The sequence below is a fragment of the Bacillus cereus group sp. MYBK139-1 genome (assembly GCF_051916915.1).
GTDB classification, from domain to species: Bacteria; Bacillota; Bacilli; order Bacillales; family Bacillaceae_G; genus Bacillus_A; species Bacillus_A pacificus.
Genome location: NZ_JBQAHO010000001.1, coordinates 1,345,764 through 1,369,167 on the forward strand (window position 1 = coordinate 1,345,764; position 23,404 = coordinate 1,369,167).

Below are 23,404 nucleotides of genomic sequence, written 5' to 3' on the forward strand. Positions count from 1 at the left end.
CCCCTTTATTATGTAGTCTATTTGTTACAGCACCTGTGCTGTTTGTGAAGATAGTAAACTGTACCAACCCGCAACAGTTGGACGTTCTGCTAAATCTGCAAAAGTGATTTCTTTCCCTTCACGACGCCACTTCTCTACTAAACTCATAATTCTGACCGAATCAAGCCCTCTATTTAATAAGTCCTCATCAATATCAATACTCTCTACTGGCTCACGAAGTAGTTGTGCAACTAATTCATGCACTTCCTGTATAGTGATCCCTTCACTCTCATCACCTTTGACACTTTGTAAATCGTTTAACAGTAGGCTTGTTGATGTCGTTACTGCACATCTATTTGATGCATACTCCAATGCTTGTTTATGATGCTCTAGTGAAAAATCAGCAACTGCATCTGCTACAAAGAACGGCTCTATACCATCCATAAATGCTTCACAAGCTGTTAAAAGGCAGCCAATATGCGCATAAATACCGCAAATAATGAGTTGATCTCTTCCTTGTTCATGTAAAATTTCTAATAGATTTGTCTTTTTAAATGCACTATATCTCCATTTTGTTAGGAATATATCATCCTCATCAGGAGTAAGTTCATCAACAATTTTCTTTTTATCTGGTCCAGCAGGAATACCGTCACCCCAAAAGTCTTGTAATAAACCTCGTTGTTCTAACGTTTGCCCACCAGGTTGCGCTGTATAAACAACTGGTATACCAAGTTCCTTACATTTTTCTCTTATCATTTTAATATTTGAAATAAGTTCTACTTTCGGTGATTCTTTATCGTTATATGCATCAAGAAAATATTCTTGCATGTCATGAATTAAAAGTACTGCACGTTTCGGATCTGGTGTCCAATTCACTTTATTTTTTGGTAGTTCTGATTCAATTGGCATTTTATATACTGAAATAGATGGGATAGCCATCTAATCACTTCCTTCCTGTTTTTATTATTGTTTTACTGTAATAAGTTTTTCAGCAATGACTTTACGTAATTCTTTTTTACTTACCTTTCCAACGCCTGTTTGCGGGAATGATTCAATAAATTCAATTCGATCTGGAATCTTATAAGCTGCTATACCGCGTTCTCTTAAAAACATTTTTAATTCACTTACTGCCGGAGCTTGTCCACGAGCTATAACAAATGCACAAGTACGTTCTCCTAAATAATCGTCAGGCATAGATACAATCGCTACATCATGTACTGCATCATGTGCTAATAGATGATTTTCAACTTCTTCTGCGGCAACTTTCTCACCACCACGATTAATTTGATCTTTATCTCTTCCTTCTACAATGATGTAACCTTGTTCATTTACTTTCACAAGATCTCCTGTACGATAAAATCCATCCTTTGTAAACGATCGTGCATTATGCTCTTCTGCTTTATAATAACCACGAATTGTATACGGCCCTCTTGTTAATAAACTACCTACTTCGCCCGGTTTTACATCGTTGTCATTTTCATCAACAACTCGTACTTCATCGAGTGCAGACATTGGTCTACCTTGTGTATGAATAATAATTTCTTCAGGATCATCTAATCTTGTATAGTTCACTAATCCTTCCGCCATACCGAATACTTGCTGTAATGTACATCCAAATGTAGGGCGTATACGTTTTGCAACTTCAGCACTAAATTTCGCACCACCTACTTGAATCACTTCTAGACTCGATAAATCGTTATTACGTGAAGATGCAGCATCAAGCCATATCATTGCTAATGGCGGTACGAGAGCAGTAATCGTAACTTTTTCTTTTTCAATAAGTGCAAATGCCTCATCTGGACTACCTCCAGTTGCCAGCACTACTTTTCCACCCGCATAGAAAGTTCCAAATGTTCCAGGAGAGCTCATCGGGTAATTATGTGCTACTGGAAGAACGGCCATATAGACACTCTTTGCACTTAAATTACAAATTTCAGCGCTAACACGTAAACTATAAATATAATCATCATGCGTTCGAGGAATTAATTTAGAAAGTCCTGTTGTCCCCCCTGATAATTGGAGAAACGCAACATCACTTGGCTGAATGTCTGGTAATGGAACGGGATCTATATATAAATCACTTATGTTCACAAATTCTTCTTCTTCTCCCACTACAATTACATGTTGTAAAGTCGGCACTTTCTCTTTCACTTCTCTTGCTAGTTTTCGATAATCAAAACCGAGAGCTTTATCTGAAATAACGTAAGCACTCGCCTCACCAAACTCACAAAAATAACTAATTTCACTGCTTCGATGTGAAGGTAATGCAAAAACAGGAAGTGCCCCAATTCGAAATAGCGCAAAACATACTTCGAAAAACTCAATAACGTTAGGTAGCTGGATTACAACTCGATCCTCTTGCTTTATTCCTAAATTCAGTAGACCTGAAGCTAATCGATCTACTTTTTTATCAAGCTCACTATACGTAATATGCGTATTACCACTTACAACTGCAATTTGATCGCCATATTTTTCAGCTCGCTCTCTTAACATCACGCCAAATGTTTCCCCAAGCCAACACCCTTCCTCTCGATAACGATCAGCAAATTCTTTTGGCCATTTTGTATAACCTGTTAGCATTCTTTCTGCCCCCTACTTTTCATTAAGTGAACTATCATTTAACCCTAAAGCTTTCAACATTGTTTGGAACTTAGCTGATGTTTCTGCTAATTCATCTTCTGGTTTTGACTCAGCAACAACGCCCGCTCCTGCATATAAACGGAGTGTATTTTCTTGTACTTCAGCACAACGAATTGTAACAATCCATTCACCGTCTCCATTTAAATCACTCCACCCTAGCATTCCTGTAAAGAATTCACGGTCAAATGGCTCAATTTTTTGAATCGCCTCTCTCGCTTCTTCCATCGGTGTTCCGCAAACTGCTGGCGTCGGATGAAGAACAATTGCTAATTCCAAAGAAGTAGTATTCGGATCTTTTAGTTCACCTTTCACTTCAGTAGATAAATGCCACATCGCTTCACTATGAATAACGGATGGCTTTTCCGGAACATGTAATGTATGACAGTACGGACGAAGCGCTGCAACAACTGCTTCTACTACTACCGCATGTTCATGTAAATCTTTTGGAGAAGAAAGTAATTCCTCTGCTCTTCTCTTATCTTCAACTGAATCCTCACTACGTGGCCTTGAACCAGCTAACGGATTAGAAATAACTTGCATACCATTACGTGAGACGAGTAATTCAGGGCTCGCTCCAATTAACGTCTTACTATTCTCCTTTTCATCTTTCGGTAAATTCACAGCAAATGTATATCCGCGCTTATTATGCGCTGCTAATTCTCGAAGAAGTTTTTGCTTATCAATCTTTTCGGAAGATTTTACATCTAACGATCTGGATAGAACGATTTTCTTTAAATCCCCGTCCTGTATTTTTTTAATCCCTTGCTTCACACCATTCATATACACTTCAGGCGCTGGTACAGGCGTCATTTCGAATGTTAAGTTCTCATTTATTTCAAGCTGATTTGTTGTATCCAATTGTAATCGCTCAGAAGTCCTACTATATTCTGGTACGATAAGTTGAACTTCTTTTCTACGATCAAATGGCAAAGCACCGACAACGATAGGATTCGGATTTCCTGCTTGTTTTGCATTACGTAATTCTGCTTGCACAAACTCTGGAAAACTTTCAATTTCATGATGCTTTATTGTAGTAAACTCTCCCTCTGCTAATATCGTTCGAGTTGGTGAAGCGAAAAAGAATGAAGATTCAGTCTTATAATCTTCTAGTAATTTTTCTGACAGTTCCTTTACAGCCGTAAATTCATTCATTGTATACTAACCCCCTGAATTTTTTTATTAAACTCCTAATGTCGCTCCGCCATCGACACATAAATTGTGCATTGTAATATGACTTGCTTTATCTGAAGCTAAAAACAATACCGCTTCAGCAATTTCTGAAGGCTGTGCAATTTTTTGTAACGGTATACCGAGTCTATATGCACTTTGAGTACCTGCTATTATATTTTTTGCGCCATTCTCATCAGCCCATAGTAACCTTTGCATTTCAGTTTCAGTTGAACCTGGAGAAACTACGTTACAGCGAATGTTGTATGCTGCAAGTTCTAATCCTAAACATTTCATAAACATCGTCGTTGCAGCTTTTGATGCAGCATACGCAGCCATCTCCATTCTCGGAGTATTTGCTGCATTTGAACCAACTGTAACAATTGCCCCTGACTTTCTTTGCATCATATGTTTACTTACCGCTCGGGACATATAGAAAACTCCTGTAGAATTTACAGAAAATGTTTTATTCCAATCTTCATCACTTAACGAGTGAATCACTCCCATACATAAAACCCCTGCAACATTCACTAATATATCTATCGGTGCTATTTCATTTTCAATATCATTTACCATCTGTTCAACTGCGGTACTATCACTTACATCTAAGCAAAACGTTTTCAAATGTATTTCATTTAAGAGTTCGTTTAATCCCTCTTCATTTTGATCAACCGCAATAACTGTAGCTCCTCTTTCTAAAAACATTTTGGCAACAACACTACCTATACCTTGGGCTGCACCTGTTACTAAAACAGTTTTCCCATCAAATTCCCCTACGTTCATTTCCTCTATCCTTTCATTTGAAAATTAATCTAATCAAACAAATAATGATAATGATTATCATTATCGATGTAAAAAATAATACACTTACTAAAGTAATTGGTCAAGTGTACTTTTCATTAAAATGTTATTCATTGATAATGTTTTTCATTTAACGTTCTTACACCGAAATGATAATCTTTCTCAATAAACTTGTCAACATATTTTTATTTTTCAGATAAATACTTTAGTGATTTTCAATACAATTACATCTAAAAGTATTAATAAACACTTACATTAATACTTTAATTCTTACTCCTCTTTGTAAAAATTAAAGATGATAAACTGGAGATCCCTTCAGTTACAAATCCTTAACAAAAAATCGAGCATTTATTTTCTCAATATTTTTCTGAAAATATATCTTGCAAACATCAATGCATATTTTCTTTATTATTTAAGATTTAATACATATTTCGAATATGATGTATCGATTTATTATATTCCAATATAATCCAAATGGACATTTCACTCACTTTTATATCAAAAAAAATAAAAAGTAATTTAACCTTGTTAAAATAACTCAAAAAAAGCACCCTATTTAACAGGATGCTTTTTCGTAACTATAGTGTTATAGAAGATTTATATACTTATGCTACACTGCGATACTCTTCTTCTTGTTCTTTTTTCTGTTTAGGTGCTTGAATTAAAATTGCGATAATGAATGACACGACACATAATACACCGATCACCATGAATGTTGGTTTGAATCCACCCAGAAGTGCACCGATAAAGGAACCTGCAAGCGCTCCAAATCCAAATCCTTGATACACAATTCCGTAGTTCTTACTATGATTTTTCATACCGTAGAAATCACCAACAATAGCTGGGAAAATCGTGATATTTCCACCAAAGCAAAACGCTACACTTGCTACACATACGAAATAGATACCGTAATTTAAATCTACAAAACTTAGAACTAAGACTGAACTTGCCATAACAACAAAAGTACCAGTAACGATTTTTAAGCGGCCGATTTTATCTGATAACGGTCCTAGAATAATACGACCTAATGTATTGAAGATTGCAACCATAGCCACCGCATTAGCTGCTGTTGCTGCGTTAAGTCCTACAAGTTGAACACCAATATCTTTTACCATACCAATTAAGTATAAGCCACTCATACATGATGTAAATAACATAATAAATAATAAGTATACTTGTTTTGTGCCTAACATTTCTTTCGTTGTATATTCATGAGTGTTTGTTTCCTGAACTGCACCTTGATCAGCAGCTTGATGGATTAAACAAGATCCAAGGACAATCATAGCTGTAACAATTAAACCCCAGTATATAAATGCTTGGGATACACCAACTGATTCGATTAACTGTGCGTTAACGTATTTAAAGATTAAACTACCTGAACCATATGCAGAGACAGAAATTCCAGCAATTAAACCTTTACGCTCTGGAAACCACTTTATTAAATTAGATAATGAAGTGATATATGCTGTACCATCTGCATAACCCACAACAACCCCCGCTAGTACATAAAGCAAAATTAATGAGGAAGCTTGTGAACTAAGTACTAATCCTAGTCCTAATGCTAGTCCAGCTATCATAATAAGTTTACGAAGTCCCCATTTTTCTTGCAATTTACTCGCAAATAAAGTTGAAAATGCTAAGGAAAGACTAGTAATTGAGAAAGTTATCGCAACTGCGTTAAGACTCCAACCGTATTTACTAACTAAAGGCTGATTGAATAAACTCCATGTGTATATCGTCCCAAGTCCCATTTGAACTATGACTGTACCAAGGACAACAAGCCATGGATTAACATTTGATTTTTTCATACCTTTTCGCCTCCTCTTTCTATTTCAATGCTTTTCGCTAAGTCTTGTTTTTTTATGTTCATTTTGGTCACCTCTTTTGATTTAACACCTTCATTGTATAAGATGTTTCCACTTATGTAAGCACTTACAAGATAGAGCGTTAAAAACATGGAATCAGTTACAGAAAACGAAGGACGAAATACAAAAAAGCACTTATTAAATACGTAACAGTTATTTATATTGGTTTGTATAAGTTCGATTTACATTTGTTTTTGAACCCCTTTTTAAAAAGTGAAACAAAAAAACCGTCTCTTTAATATTTATTAAAAAGACGGTTTTATTAGATCAATTCATAAGCTTGACTTTCTTTATACGTTTATCATTGTTTCTTCAAATGTAACAATTGGCTCTACAAATCCCACCATAATGAAAGCATTTTTAATAAGTCTTGTTAAAATTTCTTTTCATTCTGCACACATAGACAACAAATATTTTTTTGATAAATAAAACTAAATATTCACTAATATACTTATACGTGGTTTAATATATATAATAAAAAATATTTCTGTCTTTAATGAGGAGGTACTATGAAAGCAAACGTAGGGGATACTATACTTTTTCAACGAAACAATTTAAAGATTACAGGATCTGTACTAAAACTTTATACTGAATCGGTCTTAGTTGAAATTACAAATGTAAGCGGTGGTACTTTTGAATTTGATCGAACAATTGTAAATCATAAAAACTATAAAATTTTAAATGCGAATACATAAAGTGAAACTTTAATCAGTGGGGGTTTTGTTCATCCCCCACTGATTATTAGTTGAACCAATCGGACGTTTACGGACAGCCCGACTCCCATCTAACTTCTTTGCTCCAACTGAATTTTGAGATGGGAGTTTTACTTTCCGTTAACGCGGGATAAAACAACACAAAATAGCCCCTGCTCATCAGCAGCGGCTATTATATATGAAAATAATTCATTAGTTTATATATCCTAAAACACTTACAATCTTACTCGCTTTTAAATTATTAATATGGTAATAAATTTCCAAACCTCTTCTCTCAGCTCGTAACACTTTACCCTTCATTTTTGATAAATGTTGTGAAACCGTCGATTGTGGAATATTTAGTAATTCTGTTAATTGCGTTACATTACAAGTTTTTCTCGTACTTAATTCATTTACAATTTGTAATCGGATTGGGTGAGCCATAATTTTTAAAATATCTACATCTTCTTCTGAAACTAAACTTTTTCTCATTTCACTCGTATATGTTGTCATAAGACATTCCCCTTTTATGTGAATTTCTCTTATTTAGATCTATTTCCAAAATATTTAAAACTCCGACGGGAAACCTTTATATAAAAATAATAGAATTTTAAATTTTTAAAAACAGAACGAAATACAATTCACTTTATTTATTTGGTACATATACATAATACAATGTTAATATGTGCTCTATGTGAAGTTCGCATAAATTTGTAATGAAGATTTTTCAAACAATTCACATGTAACTATTCACTTCCTCCTAACACTATCCAGTGATTTTAACATATTTTAGGCATTTGTATATACTATCTACAAAATAAATGTTGTTAAGGGGGATTTCAAATGCCAACAATGTTACAAGAAGAAGTTGAAGAAGCGCGCGAAACATATGTCAGTCGTATCATCTTGGTCGGTGGATCGGCTTTATTTTTAGTAGGTGGTGTTATATCTGCAATTTCGGCTTTTAAAACTTATAACCGTTTGGAAAATACGCCGCCGTCTACAGATAACTCATAGATAAATTATCTAATTTTGAATAACAAATAAATGCCTCCTCAATACAGAGGAGGCATTTATTTTATCAAAAGTTCTATACTAAAGAATCACAAATAATATGAATTACAATTGAACTTACTTCACCACAAACCTTGTCTGACTACACCCATCCTTCTGCTTCGTTACTTCTAATACAGCTGGCATTGCGTTTTTTAGCTCTTGCACGTGTGAAATGACACCGATAAATCGACCTGATTTTTGTAAGTCAATTAAGGCGTCAACCGCTTTTGTTAATGACTCCTCATCTAATGAACCGAATCCTTCGTCGATAAACATCGTTTCGATTGAAATACCGCCTTCATACGCTTGAATGACGTCTGCCATGCCGAGCGCTAAGCAAAGTGAGGCATTAAATTTCTCGCCGCCAGATAGTGTTTTTACATCGCGTGTTTGGCCAGTATATGCGTCGTATACATCTAACCCTAATCCACTTTGACGATTTCTCTTTTCTACTCGTTCACTTCGTTTTAAATAAAATTGTCCATTTGATAATTTGCGTAATCGTTCGTTTGCGATTTGAACGATTTGTTCTAAATACTCAATTAAGATGTAACGTTCAAATGATATACGGCTTTCGTTATCACCTTTCATTACTTCATATAAGTCAACAAGTTCTTGGAAAGCTTTTTCTTCCTCATGAATTTGCTCATCGATACGTCTAATATTTTCATGTAAATCAGAAATATATGTTACCGCATTTTGCGCACGTTGACGTTTTTCTTTAATGATATCAAGGTTAATTTCTAGTTCTTTAATGTGTTCACCTAACGTCGTAATATCCATATACTCTTTATCTTTTAATTCAGCATGTAACTCTTCAATTTGTTTTGCAAGTACTTCAAGAGATGAATAATAGCTTTGAATTTCTTTTTGTAACATATCCATCTCGGCATCACTTAATTTCGCTTCTTTATACGTAATTTGAGCTGTAAATCCACTCTGTTCAAGCTCTCTCATAAAGCGCGTGAAAGTCTCTTCTTTCTTCGATTTTGCACTTTCAAATTGATTAGAAGCACCTTCCTGTTCTGCTTGAATACGTATATTTTCATTTTGCCAATGTTGATACGCCTCCTGCACTTTCTTCCATTCGTCCTCCATTAATTTGAGCTCATGCATAGCTTGGTCAAACTGGACTTTCCAAGCTTGGACTGTTTGTAAGTTTTCAGGAATGTTTTTCTTATCATGTTCATATGACGTACGAAGCTGCATACAATCCATTTCTATACGGTGCTGCTCTGTTTCTACCTCATGTTTTTGTTTCTGAAGTGCATCTACTTTTTCTTCTATGCTTTTTATTTTCACAGCTGTTTGCTTACGCGTTTCTTCACTTGCTTTTAACGTATTCACTTCAGTTGCTAATTGTTTTCCTTTTTGAACAAGCGCACTATATGTTTCAGCTAATTCTTCCGATTGGTAGCCTCGCTTCTTAACCTCTTCTATTACTTGCTCATATTGAAGATGATAGAAATTCCATTTCTCCTCTACTTGCACATGTAATTTTTCGGCAATATTCTTCTTGTCTCTTAAATCATTTAACTCTTTTTCATTGATGGCATCACTTTGCTCTGAAGCTTTTTTCGGATGGTTCGTGCTGCCACATACTGGACAAGATTCACCATCATGTAGATGAAGAGCCAATATACCAGCTTGTTCACTTAACCAGCGACGCTCCATATTCTCATATGCACGAACTGTCTCTTGCATCTTAGTAAATGCAGTTTCTTTTTCTTGCTCGAATTTTTGTTTTTCTTGCCATACATCATATGCTTGCTTTAAAACTTTTGCATCTTCTCGCATATTCGTTAGTTCTTCTACTTTATCTACATATCGTTCAAGCGCTCGCTCCAATTGCTGTAATTCACCAGACATTAGCTGTTTTTGATTTGTATGCTCTTCTAATTGTCGATCTAAGTTTTTCATACTTTCTTTTAATTTTCCTAGTTGAATTTCTGCATTTTGTAAATTCAATTGTTTCTCAGCTAATGATGCAATAATCGGTTGTAACTCTTCTAATCTTTGAACAAGTTTTTTTGCATTTTCTCTCTCAGGTTCTTTATTCTTTATTGCTTCATATTTCTCCTGAGCAAGTTCAAAATTATTCATTATATTTTCTTTTTTAGCGATAATTTGTTTTAACAAACTTTCAGCTTTCTGCTCATTTTCCATCGCTTCTTCGTGCCATTGTTCAAATGGTAATAAGCGCTTCGCTTGTTCCGCACGCTTAAAAGATATTTCTTTCATTTCAATTACTGAACGGTTTTCTTGTAAATTATTATATTTCTCATTCTTTTGTTGTAAATCTATAAATTTCTCATTTACAGACTTCGCTGCATGAAAACGTGTTTCAGCATCCTTTAATTGCTTCGTTTGAACATCTTGTTCTACTTGTAATTGCTCAACCTCTGCCTTATACACAGCTGTTTCTTGTTCTAATGCTTCTACTACTTGATGTGTATTTACATGCTCTTGTTCCACTAAAGTCTCTAATAATGCTCCATCTCGAATTGGTAATTTAAAAACATTACGGAAATATAGCTCTCGCTCTTTCTGTTTTTCTTGTAAGACGTCTTTCCATTGTTTTCGTTTTTGATCAAGTAACTCACGCATTAACTTATAACGATCTGTTTTAAAAATACGACGCAAAATTTCTTCTTTGTTTTCTGTCTCAGATGTTAATAGTTTTCGGAATTCCCCTTGCGGTAACATAACAATTTGGCTGAATTGATGTTTACTTAAACCAATTAAATCTTCTACTTTTTTATTTACATCCGTTACATGGAAACGATCAACAGCCGGAATCTTCTCTTCATCAATTACTTCATATAATTCTACTGCATGTCCCGTAATCGTCTTGTTCCCTTGTTTTTTATGTCCCAGTTGTCGTTTTATTTCATAACGTTTCCCTTTTAACTGAAAGGTTAATTCTACGCTTGTATACACATTATCATCAGCAAATTGACTGCGGAGCATGCTCGTATCACTTCGTTCTTCTCCGCTTGCCTCACCATATAAAACATAACAAATCGCATCAAAAATCGTTGTCTTTCCAGCGCCCGTGTTCCCAGAAATGGCGAAAATACGATGCTCTCCCAAATCGTCAAAATCAATTACTTCTTTCTGTTTATATGGGCCAAATGCCGTCATAATAAGCTGAATCGGTCTCATCCTCGTTCACCTTCCCGTTCTTGCACTGTTTGTAATACTTCTACAAATAGACGTTCTTTCTCTTCTGATAAATCTAAGCCTTTCATTTCTTTATAAAAAGCCTTTAATAATGATAAATCATCCATTTTATGTCTTGAAACAGTTACTTCATTTGACTCAGTGAACTCTCGTCTTTGAATGGCTCTTTCAACATGCATTGCATTTGGATAAACAGAGCGTATTTTTTCCATTGGCTGCAAGACAGGATTTTCATCTAATAATTTTACAAACACGTAATCTTCACTTACTGGATGTTGTAACAATTCATCTATTTTCGCTTCTACTGTTCGCATTTTACGGCGTGGAGTAAGTAACCTTTTTTCAATTGTTGCTTCACCTTGCTCGTTCAGTTCCACAATATAATATCCTTTTTTATGCTTTTCTTCAGAAATAGAATAGGCAAGTGGCGAACCGGAATATCGAATTGTCTCATTACGTACGAAATGCGCTTGATGTAAATGTCCAAGCGCTGTGTAATGAAATTTATCAAAATAATGACTATTTACGTATTCAGCACCACCAATTGAAAGTGGTCGTTCAGCATCACTTGTATTCTCTTCCGCTTCTCCAGCAGAAGTTACAAATGCATGACCAACAAATACATGTCTAGCTTCTTTATCCATCGCTTCAGATAGCTCATTCATAAAAATACGCATCGCATCATCATGAGAACGTACGTCTTCATTTTTCAATACATGTCTAACTATACTTGGATCCGCGTATGGAATGAGATGGAAGTGAACCTCGCCATATTCATCATTTAAAATAATTGGTTCATAGGGAAATTGAAATTGCCCTACAATAAATAAGCCTTGTTTTTTCATTAAACTACTTCCAAAATGAATACGATCTGGACTATCATGGTTCCCAGCAACTGCAATAACTGGTGTTTGTAAATCAATCACTATTTTTTGCAGCACATCATTTAATAAGTCTACTGCTTCTGTAGGTGGAATTGCTCGGTCATATAAATCCCCTGCAATAATTACGGCATCTGGTTTTTCTTCTTCAACAGCTTGTACAAACTGATCTAGTACAATCTTTTGATCTTCAGTCATATACACGCCATGAACAAGCTTTCCTAAATGCCAATCGGCTGTATGAAATAACTTCATGGTTTCCTGCTCCTTTTAATTTACTGAATTTAGTGATACAAGTTGATAGTTTATTGTAGTTTTTCCGTTCTCCCATTCTAACTTTTGTATCATTGCACTACCGATTCTTTCTTCATTTGATTTATATAAAGGTAATATTTCTTGAACTGTAAATAAGTGATAACCATCCAATTTTAATTGAAATATGTTTTCTTCTATATGTAATCTTACTTCTTTTTCATTTGAAATAATTTTTGTGTGCATCTCAAATTTCATGATAGATACAACCCCTTTTTCTAATCTCTACACTATTAATAGTATATTGGCTATGCAAGATTGACAAGTAAATACACGGTAAAGTACATACTTTTCTATTGCGATATGTTTTTTTATTTTTACATATAGTACGGTATGTGAAATTTTATTCTTTCCAAAAATAAAGATGTCTCATATGACATCTTTATTTTTGGATAAAGTCTTTCATTACATAATATAAAACTGTAATGAAAACAATCGCTACAAAAAATGAAAATACTGCAACAATGTACCCATCTTTATTTAATAAAATGCAAAAAGAAATAGATATGATAAAAATCGGAAATACAAGTCGTACTTTATCCTTCACTTCCTCTGTCGTATCTGTATGATGAAAATACTGCGTTATCCCTATCATTAAAGAAGACAAAATAATCACCGACAATAGTAAAGGTACTGGCATTCCGATTTCTCCTTTCTCTATTTCTAATGAAAAGCAATTTTTCTTTCATTATAATCACTTCAAATACTCTTTTCGAAGTGATTATGTACAATTTACACATATATAATAGCTTGTTTATCATGGTAACTTCAAATAATTACAATTACAGTAATGTTGTAATATTCATTTTCAACCTCCAAAATCCTGCAAATATAACTCGTCAAAATATGCAGTGGACAAATTAACATATACCGCTAACTTTAGACAAAATTTATAAAGGACATTTCAGTACGTATAAAGAATTAAGAATAAGAAGATATGTAAGGGAGGATGAATTATGACTGAACACGTTTTATTTTCTGTTAGCGAAAACGGCGTTGCATCAATTACTTTAAACCGCCCAAAAGCACTTAATTCTTTATCTTATGACATGTTGCAACCAATTGGGCAAAAGCTGAAAGAGTGGGAACATGATGAGCGAATTGCGCTTATCGTATTAAAAGGAGCTGGCACAAAAGGTTTTTGTGCAGGTGGCGACATTAAAACTCTTTATGAAGCACGTTCAAATGAAGCTGCATTGCAGCATGCGGAACGTTTTTTTGAAGAAGAGTATGAAATTGATACATATATTTATCAATATAAAAAACCGATTATCGCTTGTTTAGATGGAATTGTAATGGGTGGTGGTGTCGGTCTTACAAATGGTGCGAAATATCGAATTGTAACTGAGCGTACGAAATGGGCAATGCCAGAGATGAATATTGGCTTCTTCCCAGACGTCGGTGCTGCTTATTTCTTAAATAAAGCTCCAGGGTATGCTGGCCGCTATGTCGCTTTAACAGCATCTATTTTAAAAGCTTCTGACGTATTATTTATAAACGCTGCTGATTATTTTATGGCATCTGATTCATTACCAAATTTCCTTACTGAACTGGAAAGTGTACATTGGCATAAAGAAGATGATGTACATACTCATTTAAAAGAAGTCATTCGTACATTTGCAACTGCTCCAACATTAGAAAGCGAGCTTTCCCCTTCATTAGAAGAAATTAATTCACATTTTGCATTCGATACAATTGAAGAAATTATTCATTCATTAGAAAAAGATCAAAGTTCCTTTGCTTTACAAACGAAAGAAACGTTATTATCAAAATCTCCTATTTCACTAAAAGTAACATTAAAACAGTTTATTGATGGACAAGATAAGTCCGTTGAAGAATGTTTCGCTACTGACCTTGTACTTGCTAAAAACTTCATGAGACATGAAGATTTCTTTGAAGGAGTACGATCTGTTGTCGTTGATAAAGACCAAAATCCAAATTATAAATATAAGCTGTTAAGTGATGTTTCAGAAGAAGATGTAAACCGGTTCTTTAACTTACTTAATGCGTAAAGTGAAAATTTAATAAGTAGGGTTGATCTCCCTCTTATTATTAGTAGAAGCAATCGCCCTTTCATACGGGATAAAATTGAGGCTATAGGGTCGTATAATTACACGCCTATATAGCCTTTTTCCTATTTAATAAATTTTAATAAAATTTAATTTTATTAAATCAAATTATGTGCTACACTATTTTTAATTAAATATTCTAAAAATAAAAGAAGGAGGAGCGACTATGATTGAAAATTATTTTCTTTTCATCATTATGTCTATTTGTCTTATTATTTTACCTGGTCCTGATACTGCAATGGCTACGAAAAACACATTAGTTGCTGGTAAGGTAGGCGGGGTGAAAACAGTGTTCGGTACATGTGTTGCACTATTGATTCATACTTTAGCAGCAGTAATCGGACTTTCCGCACTTATTGTAAAGTCAGCTCTTTTATTTTCTATTTTCAAGTACGTTGGAGCTCTATATTTAATTTATATTGGTATTAAAGCCCTTTTAGCAGTAAGAAATAAAGAAGGCGTCAATACGAACGATATATCTTTGAATAACGCAAACGAGCATACTTCTTGCTTTCGCCAAGGGTTTCTTACAAATTTATTAAACCCTAAAATCGCAGTCTTCTTTTTAACATTTTTACCGCAATTTTTAAATCCAAATCATAATACGTTTATCCAACTTCTTATAATGGGCCTTACTTACCTAGTTTTAACAGTTATTTGGTTCGCTTTTTATATATTTTTAATTGATAAAATTAGTGCTTTTATGAAAAAACCGAAGACACAACGTTATATTCAAGGGTTAACGGGAATTGTCTTAATTGGTTTTGGTATTAAACTAGCTTTTGAAAAAAGCAATTAACAAGAAGAAAACCACCACTATTCATAGTGGTGGTTTTCTTCTTAACAACTGATTTGGCTGTCTACTTTATATTAAAACCAGCGCTCAGTTACAACTTTTTTACGTGTATAGAATTGAACGCCATCTGTACCATTTGTACCTAAATCCCCAAAGAATGAAGCTTTATTTCCTGCGAATGCGAAGAATGCCATTGGTGCTGGAACGTTTACGTTTACACCGATCATGCCCGCATCGATGTTATCACGGAACGTTTGTGCATGTTTACCGCTTGATGTATAAATAACCGCTCCATTTGCAAATTTAGATTGGTTTGTTAGTTTAATACCTTCTTCTAAATCTTTAACACGTACAATGCTTAATACTGGAGCAAAAATCTCATCTTGCCAAATTTTCATTTCTTGATTTACACCATCAAAGATTGTCGCACCTACAAAGTAACCTTCTCCAACTTCTTCCTTAATTTTACGGCCATCTACTAATAAAGTAGCTCCATCTGCTACACCGCTATTAATATAGCCTAATACGCGTTCTTTATGAGATTCACGAATTAATGGTCCAACATAATTATCTTCGTGGAAACCGTCTCCTACTTTTAACTTCTTCGTCTCTGCCACTAATACATCGATGAATTCATCTGCAATTTCATCAACTACTGCTACTACTGAACAAGCCATGCAGCGCTCTCCACTACTTGCAAATGCAGATCCGATTACACCTTGTACTGTTTTCTCAAGATTGCAATCTGGCATTACAATCGCATGGTTTTTCGCACCAGCTAACGCTTGTACACGTTTCCCGTGTTTCGTACCTGTTTCATAAACGTAACGAGCTACCGGCTCAGATCCAACGAACGAAACAGCTTGAATATCTTTATTTTCTAAAATGCTATTTACAACATCTTTTCCGCCTTGTACTAAATTTAATACCCCTTTTGGAAAACCAGCTTCATAGAATAACTCTACAAGTCGCTCTGCTAAAAGTGGTGTTCTTTCAGATGTTTTTAATACGAATGTATTACCACAAGCAATTGCAAGCGGGAACATCCATAATGGAATCATCATCGGGAAGTTAAACGGCGTAATTCCAGCAACAACTCCAATTGGGTAGCGCCAAATTGATCCATCAATGCCGCTAGCAATATTCGGAAGTGCTTGTCCCATCATTAAATTGGGCGTAGATGTTGCAAGTTCTACTGCTTCAATACCACGTTGTACTTCACCAGTTGCATCCGTTAATGTTTTACCATTTTCAAGCGTAATGATTTTTGCAAGTTCTTCTTTGTTTTCTTGTAAAAGCTGTAAATATTTATACAATTGTCTTGAACGATTCGGAACTGGTACTTTAGACCATGTTTCGTATGCTGCTTTTGCTGCTTCAACAGCCTTTTCAACATCTTCTTTCGGAGATAGCGGCACGTAAGCGATAATTTTTCCAGTCGCCGGATTTGGAACTGCTTCTACTTCTGTACCAGTAGATTCTACCCACTCACCATTAATATGATTTTTTACTCGTTTAATTTCAGTTGTAATCATTGTATTCTCTCCTTTGTATAATTTATTTTTGATTAGAAATTAATTGCTCGCTAACTTTCTTATATAATGCAGCCATATCGTTTTCTCCATATCCAGCTTGACTCGCTTCGTCATATACGTTTAATAACATTTCGCTTACTGGTAAATGGAGTTCGCTTTCCTTAGCTAAGTCAACTGCAAAGCCTAAATCTTTCTTTAATAAATTCACAGTAAATCCTGGCTCGTAGTTTTCGGGTGCTATAAAACTTTTATAATTACGTTCATAAATTCTACTTTGACCATAGCTTACATTTAAAATATCAAACATTTTATCTAAATCCATATTGTTCTTTTTCGCTAATGTTAAAGCTTCACTCACACCAGCTGTATAAAAACCAATTAATAGGTTATTAATTAATTTAACTGTTGTACCACTATCAATTTGCTCACTAACATGGAAAATGTTCGCACCTAGTACAGCCATGATAGATTCCGTTTTCTCATATACCTCTTTTGATCCACCAACCATAAATGTTAATGTACGGTTTTCAGCTCCAATTACCCCACCACTAACAGGTGCTGCTAAAAAGTCTACTTTCTTTTCCTTTGCAGCTTCCTCTAACTGTTTGTTTAACTGTGGAGATACAGTACTTGTATCAATTAAAACTACATTCGAGTGACTATTTTCAAATAATCCTTCTTCGCCAAAATATACCGCTTCAACAGCGCGAGGTGAAGGTAAACTTGTAAAAATTACATCGCATGTTTCTGCTAGTTTTGAAATTGATAAGCCGATAATTCCGCCTTCTTTTTCAAAAGAAGCTTCAGCATTTTTATTTAAATCCACACCATATACTGTGTAACTTGATTTAACTAAATTTTTAGACATTGGAAGACCCATGTTACCTAAACCGATAAAACCAATCTTTTTCATATCGCTTTCCTCCTATTTACACAATATACTTTCCGCGATTTATAATAGCTTTCGCAATTTCTCTCTTTTTTGTAAATACGTTCGTGTATAAAGGCACTAGTAATTGACGAATTTCAGTTAAAATCACGTGTCTATCTTGTTCTTCTGTAATAGCCGCGGAAAGTATAGAAATCGCTGCTTCTTCTACTTTGCGATAGCCTTCTTCACAAATAACGTCAGTTATCATTTGTTTCGTACGCTCTTTTTCTGCACCATTTTTACTAATTGCTTTACTCGTACGTAAAAATGCTGATTCCATGACGTACACGTCCGTTAACATATTTGATAATACACGTGAATATTCTTGCTCTTGATCAATTTTTAAACCTGGAGTTTTAGAGAGCGTTTTCAAAGATTGTTTCAACAATTTTTTCGCTAATAAAATGTAACGATGGTTTCTTTCGACATTTTCTACATCAATCTGTATTTCAGTATCTTCAATTTGTTCCATTTGTTTCATTAACATTTTGGCAACTGTTAATCTATTAATTTCGTTCGTCCCTTCAAAAATACGACTAATTCTAGCATCACGGTATAATCGTTCTACTTCATACTCTTGCATATAACCGTAACCACCATGAATTTGTACAGCTTCATCTACGATATGACCAAGTGTTTCAGAAGCATTTACTTTATTCAGTGCACATTCAATAGCAAATTGAGACATTTTTTTCATAAGATCTTCATCACTCTCATGAATCGCTTCATCAATTACACCTGCTGTACGATAAGCTGCACTTTCTGCTCCATATGTAGCAATGATCATATTTGCAATTTTCTCTTGAATCATCGTAAAGTCTACTAATTCTGTTTGGAACTGTTTTCGTTCTTTTCCATATTGAACTGACAAGCCAATTGCTTGTTTTGCTGTTCCAATATTTCCAAAAGCGAGCTTTAGTCTAGCGAAGTTTAGAATATTAAGAGCTACGTGATGCCCTTTTCCAACTTCCCCTAAAACATTTTCAGCTGGTATAACTACATCTTCTAAAATAAGGGTAGCCGTTGAAGAACCTTTGATCCCCATTTTCTTTTCTTCTAGTCCAATGGATACGCCTTCACATGTTCTTTCGATAATAAACGCTGTCATTCCTTTATTTGTCTTCGCAAAAACAACGTATACATCTGCCATATGAGCATTTGTAATCCACTGCTTCTCACCATTTAACTTCCAAGCAGTTCCATCTTCATTTAATACTGCGCTCGTTTTTGCGCTTAATGCATCAGAACCGGCATTTGGCTCAGTTAAAGCATAAGCCCCAACCCATTCTCCTGATGCAATTTTCGGCAAATATTTTTCTTTTTGTTCTTTCGTTCCGTAATATATGTAAGGCAATGTACCTACACCAGCGTGTATATTAAATGAAACGCTAAATGCACCAGCGTATCCCATTTTTTCTGCTACAAGCCCTGAAACTGCCTTTCCTAATTCGAATCCGCCATATTCTTCTGGGACTTCGATACTTAATAATCCAAGTTCTCCAGCTTTCTCAAACAATTGACGAGAAACTTTATAGTTATGTTGTTCAATATTCTCCATTTGTGAAACAATTTCTTGTTTAACGAATTGTTCTGTCGTTTTTGCGATTAAATCTTCATCTCCTGAAAAATCTTCTGGCGTAAAGAAAGCATGATTCACATCTTTATTAAGTGAAAAAAATTCATCCCACGGTAACTTCGTTTTCTCCATCTGAATCCCCCTATCATTTCGGCCTTACTTGCTACTACATATACTCGTCTACGATGAGTGGAATATCTTATTTTTGAAAACAGAAGGCGATGAATTTTCACATCAAGCAGTTTATTTTGCCAAAGATGTACTCTCATCGCCTTAGTTGTTTTATCTATTGATCTTCTGATAATACTGTTTTTGCAATTCCAGTATCTAATTCTTCAAAGTCATGATATGAAATTGTTTCATATAACTCACTTCTCGTTTGCATATTTGAAAGTGCATCTTTTTGAGAACCAGTTTCCTTAATTAAAGTAAACACATTCTCATACGCTTTCGCTGCAACACGAAGTGAAGTTACAGGATAAATAACCATTTGGAAGCCCATATTCGCAAATTCCTCTGCACTATAATATGGCGTTTTCCCAAACTCAGTCATATTGGCAAGTAAAGGTGCATTTACTTTACTATTAAATAGACGGAACTCCTCTTCTGATTGAAGCGCTTCAGGGAATATCGCATCTGCACCTGCTTTTACATAGGCATTTGCTCTTTCAATTGCTTCATCCAAGCCCTCTACACCGCGAGCATCTGTGCGCGCTACAATATATAAGCTCGGTGCAACTTCTTTAATCGCTTTAATCTTTTGAACTAATTCTTCTGTCGTAACGAGTTTTTTACCATTTAAATGTCCACATTTCTTTGGTAATTGTTGATCTTCAATTTGAACAGCTGCTACTTTTGCTTCCACCATTTCTACTGCTGTTCTCGCTACATTTAGGACACCACCGAATCCAGTATCAATATCAACAAGAACTGGTAAGTCTGTAGCTCTTACTAGATCCCTCGCTCGCTCTGCTACTTCAGTAGAAGTCACGATTCCTAAATCCGGTAGCCCTTTACTTGCAGTATAAGCAGCTCCTGATAAATAAAGAGCTGAAAAACCTGTATTTCTCGCAACTAAAGCTGCCATTGCGTCATGAGCACCTGGAATTTGCAAAATTTCATTTGCTTCTACTAAAGCTCGGAAGCGATTCGCAAGCTCCTCTTGTGTTGACTGTTTATTCACAACCCAAGCCATTCTAAATTCCCCCTATTATTAAATTAAGAATAGATCTACAAATTCATTTACATTCATATTTTCTAGTTTCTCTTCATTTAAACAAGCTTCATGAATTTGTTCTTGTTGCTTACTAGAATAATGACCTGCCATATTTGCAGTGAATTTTTGAACAACTTTTGGAATTGCTTCGTCTCTACGGAAACGGTGACCAAGTGGATATTCACATTCCACGTTTTCTGTTACAGTTCCATCTTTGAAATGAACTTGAACAGCGTTGGCGATTGAGCGCTTGTTCGGGTCAAGGTAATCTAAACTGTACTGTTTGTTTTCAACAACAACCATCTTATTACGTAATTCATCTACACGTGGATCATTTGCTACTGCATCCTCATAATCATCCGCAACGATATCTCCTTTTAATAAACCAATTGCCGTAATGTATTGTAAGCAGTGATCACGATCAGCCGGGTTATTTAATGGACCTTCTTTATCAATAATACGAATTGCTGATTCATGAGTTGTAATTGTAATACGGTCAATTTCATCTAATCTTTCTTTAATTTCTGGATGTAATTTCACAGCACATTCTGCAGCTGTTTGTGCATGGAATTCTGCAGGATATGAAACTTTAAATAATACATTTTCCATTACATATGACTCTAGTGGTCTTGCTAATTTTAATTCTTGTTTATTAAATAATACATCTTGGAATCCCCAGCCCGGTGCAGATAATGCTGTCGGATAACCCATTTCACCTTTTAAGGCAGTCATTGCAAGATGAACACCGCGGCTCGTTGCATCACCTGCTGCCCATGATTTACGTGAGCCTGTATTTGGAGCATGACGATATGTACGAAGACTAGAATTATCAATCCACGCATGTGATAATGCATTAAAGATTTCTTCACGTGTTCCGCCAAGCATTTTTGCAACTACAGCAGTTGTTGCTACTTTTACATATAACACGTGGTCAAGGCCAACGCGGTTTAAGCTGTTTTCTAAAGCAAGTACACCTTGAATTTCATGTGCTTTAATCATCATTTCTAATACTTCACGTACTTTTAACGGTTCTTTTCCTTCCGAAATACGAACTCGGCTAATATAATCTGCAACTGCTAAAATTCCGCCTAAGTTATCAGATGGATGTCCCCATTCTGCTGCAAGCCAAGTATCGTTATAGTCTAACCAACGGATCATACATCCGATATTAAATGCACCTTTCACTGGATCTAGCACATAAGACGTACCTGGTACACGTGTACCGTTTGGCACGATTGTTCCTGGTACAACTGGTCCTAATAATTTCGTACATTCTGGATATTGTAATGCTAAAATTCCGCATCCAAGTGTATCAAGTAATACATAACGAGCAGTACTGAATGCTTCTGCACTTGTTACCTCTTTATTTAATACATAATCCGTAATCTCTTCTAATAATGCATCTTTTTGTTTAATTTCATTTGTTTTAATCATGCTATTCTTCCCTTTCTGTCGAAAATTCGTTATTATTAATGATGGGTGTCGGTCAAACACCCATCTGGCGGGCGGCGCTAACAACTCCCCAGTTGTTCTTATTTACTAAGCACATGTCGCTCGCCAATATAATTTACACGTGGACGGAATAAACGATTGTTCGCGTGTTGCTCAATAACGTGCGCACAAAGTCCTACTGTTCTAGAGCTAAAGAAGATTGGTGTGTACAGTTGAATTGGAATACCAAGCATCCAATATACTGGAGCTGCGTAATAATCAAGGTTTGGATAAATTCCTTTTTCCTTCTCCATAATCTTTTCTCCAGCTTCACACATTTCATATAGTGTATAATCACCTTTTACATCACATAACTGCTTTAAAGCTTCCTTCATCATTAAAGCTCTTGGATCCATCTTCTTCATATATACACGGTGTCCAAATCCCATAATTTTTTCTTTGTTATATAGTTTCTTCTGTAATAACTCTTCAAACTTTTCAACATTACCAGCTTCTAAAAGCATGTACATAACCGCTTCGTTCGCACCGCCATGTAAGCTACCTTTTAAAGATGCAACCGCACCTGTTAAAGCACCATATAAGTCGGATTGTGTAGATGCAATAACGCGCGCTGTAAATGTAGAGTTTGGCATTTCATGTTCACTATATAAAACAAGGGAACGATCAAAGATCTTCTCCTCAAGTTCAGTTGGTTTTTTACCTGTTAACATATAGAAGAAATTCGCGCTATATGATAATTCTTTAAGTGGTTCGATTGGCTCTTCATTATTTAAAATATGATAGCTATTCGCTACAATGTTTGGTACTTTACTCAATAATTTGTATCCGCGGCTTTTGTTTACTTCTAACGAGCGGTTTTCAATATCATTATCGTAACCAGCTAATGCGGACACACCTGTACGCAATCCATCCATAGGGTGCGTTTCTTTCGGTAATGCCTTCAGTACGTTGAATACACCTTCTGGTACTGCGTATTCTTCTTTTAATTTCTTTTCAAGTGTTGCTTTTTCATCTTCATTCGGTAGATGTTCTTCCAATAAAAGGTGCACAATGTCTAGATACTCTTTTGTTTTTGAGAGTTCGATTAAATCATACCCTTGAATTACAATTTCACCTTTCACTGTGTCAAGAAACGAGATCTTCGTCTCCGCTGCCACTATACCATCTAATCCCGGGGAAAATTTTTCTTCAGCTTTCATCATTATTTCCTCCAATCCTAATAGATCTTCGTGCACATAACTGTAAGCCTTTAC

At 35.2% G+C, this 23,404-nt stretch carries 20 protein-coding genes; 4 read left to right on the forward strand and 16 right to left on the reverse strand.

The window, feature by feature from the left end; translation table 11 throughout:
- Window positions 1–24: 24 nt before the first annotated feature.
- The 5 genes from ACTFRS_RS06835 to ACTFRS_RS06855 all read right to left on the reverse strand — a co-directional run bounded on the left by ACTFRS_RS06835 (window position 25) and on the right by ACTFRS_RS06855 (window position 6,395).
- Window positions 25–918, reverse strand: coding sequence for an isochorismatase family protein (locus tag ACTFRS_RS06835; RefSeq protein WP_242293632.1), 894 nt, complete (start codon window positions 916–918; stop codon window positions 25–27).
- A 24-nt stretch (window positions 919–942) separates the two neighbouring features.
- A complete protein-coding gene (locus ACTFRS_RS06840; RefSeq protein WP_242293633.1) occupies window positions 943–2,559 on the reverse strand; it encodes a (2,3-dihydroxybenzoyl)adenylate synthase in 1,617 nt (538 codons plus the stop codon).
- A 12-nt stretch (window positions 2,560–2,571) separates the two neighbouring features.
- On the reverse strand, window positions 2,572–3,771 hold the full coding sequence (gene dhbC / locus ACTFRS_RS06845) for an isochorismate synthase DhbC (RefSeq protein ID WP_242293634.1): 1,200 nt from the start codon (window positions 3,769–3,771) through the stop codon (window positions 2,572–2,574).
- Window positions 3,772–3,798: 27 nt separating this feature from the next.
- Window positions 3,799–4,569 carry a 2,3-dihydro-2,3-dihydroxybenzoate dehydrogenase gene (gene dhbA / locus ACTFRS_RS06850; protein WP_139867233.1) on the reverse strand — a complete coding sequence of 257 codons (771 nt, stop codon included), beginning with the start codon at window positions 4,567–4,569 and terminating at the stop codon, window positions 3,799–3,801.
- 623 nt (window positions 4,570–5,192) lie between these two features.
- Complete coding sequence (locus ACTFRS_RS06855; protein ID WP_139867235.1) at window positions 5,193–6,395, reverse strand: L-lactate MFS transporter; 1,203 nt, start codon at window positions 6,393–6,395, stop codon at window positions 5,193–5,195.
- A 566-nt stretch (window positions 6,396–6,961) separates the two neighbouring features.
- Here ACTFRS_RS06855 and ACTFRS_RS06860 point away from each other — a divergent pair.
- Window positions 6,962–7,147 carry a YkvS family protein gene (locus tag ACTFRS_RS06860; protein ID WP_000646789.1) on the forward strand — a complete coding sequence of 62 codons (186 nt, stop codon included), beginning with the start codon at window positions 6,962–6,964 and terminating at the stop codon, window positions 7,145–7,147.
- Between the two features lie 210 nt (window positions 7,148–7,357).
- On the opposite strand, the gene ACTFRS_RS06865 is transcribed toward ACTFRS_RS06860, so the two are convergent.
- A complete protein-coding gene (locus ACTFRS_RS06865; RefSeq protein ID WP_000214798.1) occupies window positions 7,358–7,657 on the reverse strand; it encodes an ArsR/SmtB family transcription factor in 300 nt (99 codons plus the stop codon).
- Window positions 7,658–7,987: 330 nt separating this feature from the next.
- Here ACTFRS_RS06865 and ACTFRS_RS06870 point away from each other — a divergent pair, with 330 nt between their 5' ends.
- Window positions 7,988–8,161, forward strand: a complete 174-nt coding sequence (locus tag ACTFRS_RS06870) for a hypothetical protein (RefSeq protein ID WP_001142748.1) — start codon at window positions 7,988–7,990, stop codon at window positions 8,159–8,161.
- A gap of 114 nt (window positions 8,162–8,275) precedes the next feature.
- On the opposite strand, the gene ACTFRS_RS06875 is transcribed toward ACTFRS_RS06870, so the two are convergent.
- The 4 genes from ACTFRS_RS06875 to ACTFRS_RS06890 form a co-directional block, all read right to left on the reverse strand.
- Entirely contained in the window at window positions 8,276–11,365 is a 3,090-nt protein-coding gene (locus ACTFRS_RS06875; RefSeq protein ID WP_242293635.1) for an AAA family ATPase, read from the reverse strand.
- The gene (locus ACTFRS_RS06880; RefSeq protein WP_139867239.1) at window positions 11,362–12,519 is read right to left on the reverse strand and encodes an exonuclease SbcCD subunit D; all 1,158 of its coding nucleotides are present in this window, start codon (window positions 12,517–12,519) and stop codon (window positions 11,362–11,364) included. Before ACTFRS_RS06880 ends, ACTFRS_RS06875 begins: the two co-directional genes overlap by 4 nt.
- Before the next feature lie 15 nt (window positions 12,520–12,534).
- On the reverse strand, window positions 12,535–12,774 hold the full coding sequence (locus ACTFRS_RS06885) for a DUF2584 domain-containing protein (RefSeq protein ID WP_000667348.1): 240 nt from the start codon (window positions 12,772–12,774) through the stop codon (window positions 12,535–12,537).
- Between the two features lie 184 nt (window positions 12,775–12,958).
- Window positions 12,959–13,216 carry a hypothetical protein gene (locus tag ACTFRS_RS06890; protein WP_001145040.1) on the reverse strand — a complete coding sequence of 86 codons (258 nt, stop codon included), beginning with the start codon at window positions 13,214–13,216 and terminating at the stop codon, window positions 12,959–12,961.
- A 316-nt stretch (window positions 13,217–13,532) separates the two neighbouring features.
- On the opposite strand from ACTFRS_RS06890, the gene ACTFRS_RS06895 reads away from it, so the two are divergent.
- Window positions 13,533–14,588 (forward strand): enoyl-CoA hydratase/isomerase family protein, encoded by a 1,056-nt coding sequence (locus ACTFRS_RS06895; RefSeq protein ID WP_242293636.1) that lies wholly within the window; start codon window positions 13,533–13,535, stop codon window positions 14,586–14,588.
- Window positions 14,589–14,811: 223 nt separating this feature from the next.
- The gene (locus ACTFRS_RS06900) at window positions 14,812–15,444 is read left to right on the forward strand and encodes a LysE family translocator (RefSeq protein WP_000572338.1); all 633 of its coding nucleotides are present in this window, start codon (window positions 14,812–14,814) and stop codon (window positions 15,442–15,444) included.
- A 71-nt stretch (window positions 15,445–15,515) separates the two neighbouring features.
- Here ACTFRS_RS06900 and ACTFRS_RS06905 read toward each other — a convergent pair whose 3' ends face one another.
- The 6 genes from ACTFRS_RS06905 to mmgD form a co-directional block, all read right to left on the reverse strand.
- Window positions 15,516–16,976, reverse strand: coding sequence for a CoA-acylating methylmalonate-semialdehyde dehydrogenase (locus ACTFRS_RS06905; protein WP_000633358.1), 1,461 nt, complete (start codon window positions 16,974–16,976; stop codon window positions 15,516–15,518).
- 22 nt (window positions 16,977–16,998) lie between these two features.
- A complete protein-coding gene (locus ACTFRS_RS06910; protein WP_139867245.1) occupies window positions 16,999–17,889 on the reverse strand; it encodes an NAD(P)-dependent oxidoreductase in 891 nt (296 codons plus the stop codon).
- Window positions 17,890–17,905: 16 nt separating this feature from the next.
- The gene (locus ACTFRS_RS06915) at window positions 17,906–19,615 is read right to left on the reverse strand and encodes an acyl-CoA dehydrogenase family protein (protein ID WP_242293637.1); all 1,710 of its coding nucleotides are present in this window, start codon (window positions 19,613–19,615) and stop codon (window positions 17,906–17,908) included.
- A 154-nt stretch (window positions 19,616–19,769) separates the two neighbouring features.
- Window positions 19,770–20,678: a methylisocitrate lyase gene (gene prpB, locus ACTFRS_RS06920; protein ID WP_000312655.1), complete on the reverse strand. Its 909-nt coding sequence runs from the start codon at window positions 20,676–20,678 to the stop codon at window positions 19,770–19,772.
- Window positions 20,679–20,696: 18 nt separating this feature from the next.
- Window positions 20,697–22,133, reverse strand: a complete 1,437-nt coding sequence (prpD, locus tag ACTFRS_RS06925) for a 2-methylcitrate dehydratase (RefSeq protein ID WP_000598132.1) — start codon at window positions 22,131–22,133, stop codon at window positions 20,697–20,699.
- 98 nt (window positions 22,134–22,231) lie between these two features.
- Window positions 22,232–23,353, reverse strand: a complete 1,122-nt coding sequence (mmgD, locus tag ACTFRS_RS06930; protein WP_001987369.1) for a citrate synthase — start codon at window positions 23,351–23,353, stop codon at window positions 22,232–22,234.
- Window positions 23,354–23,404: the final 51 nt, after the last annotated feature.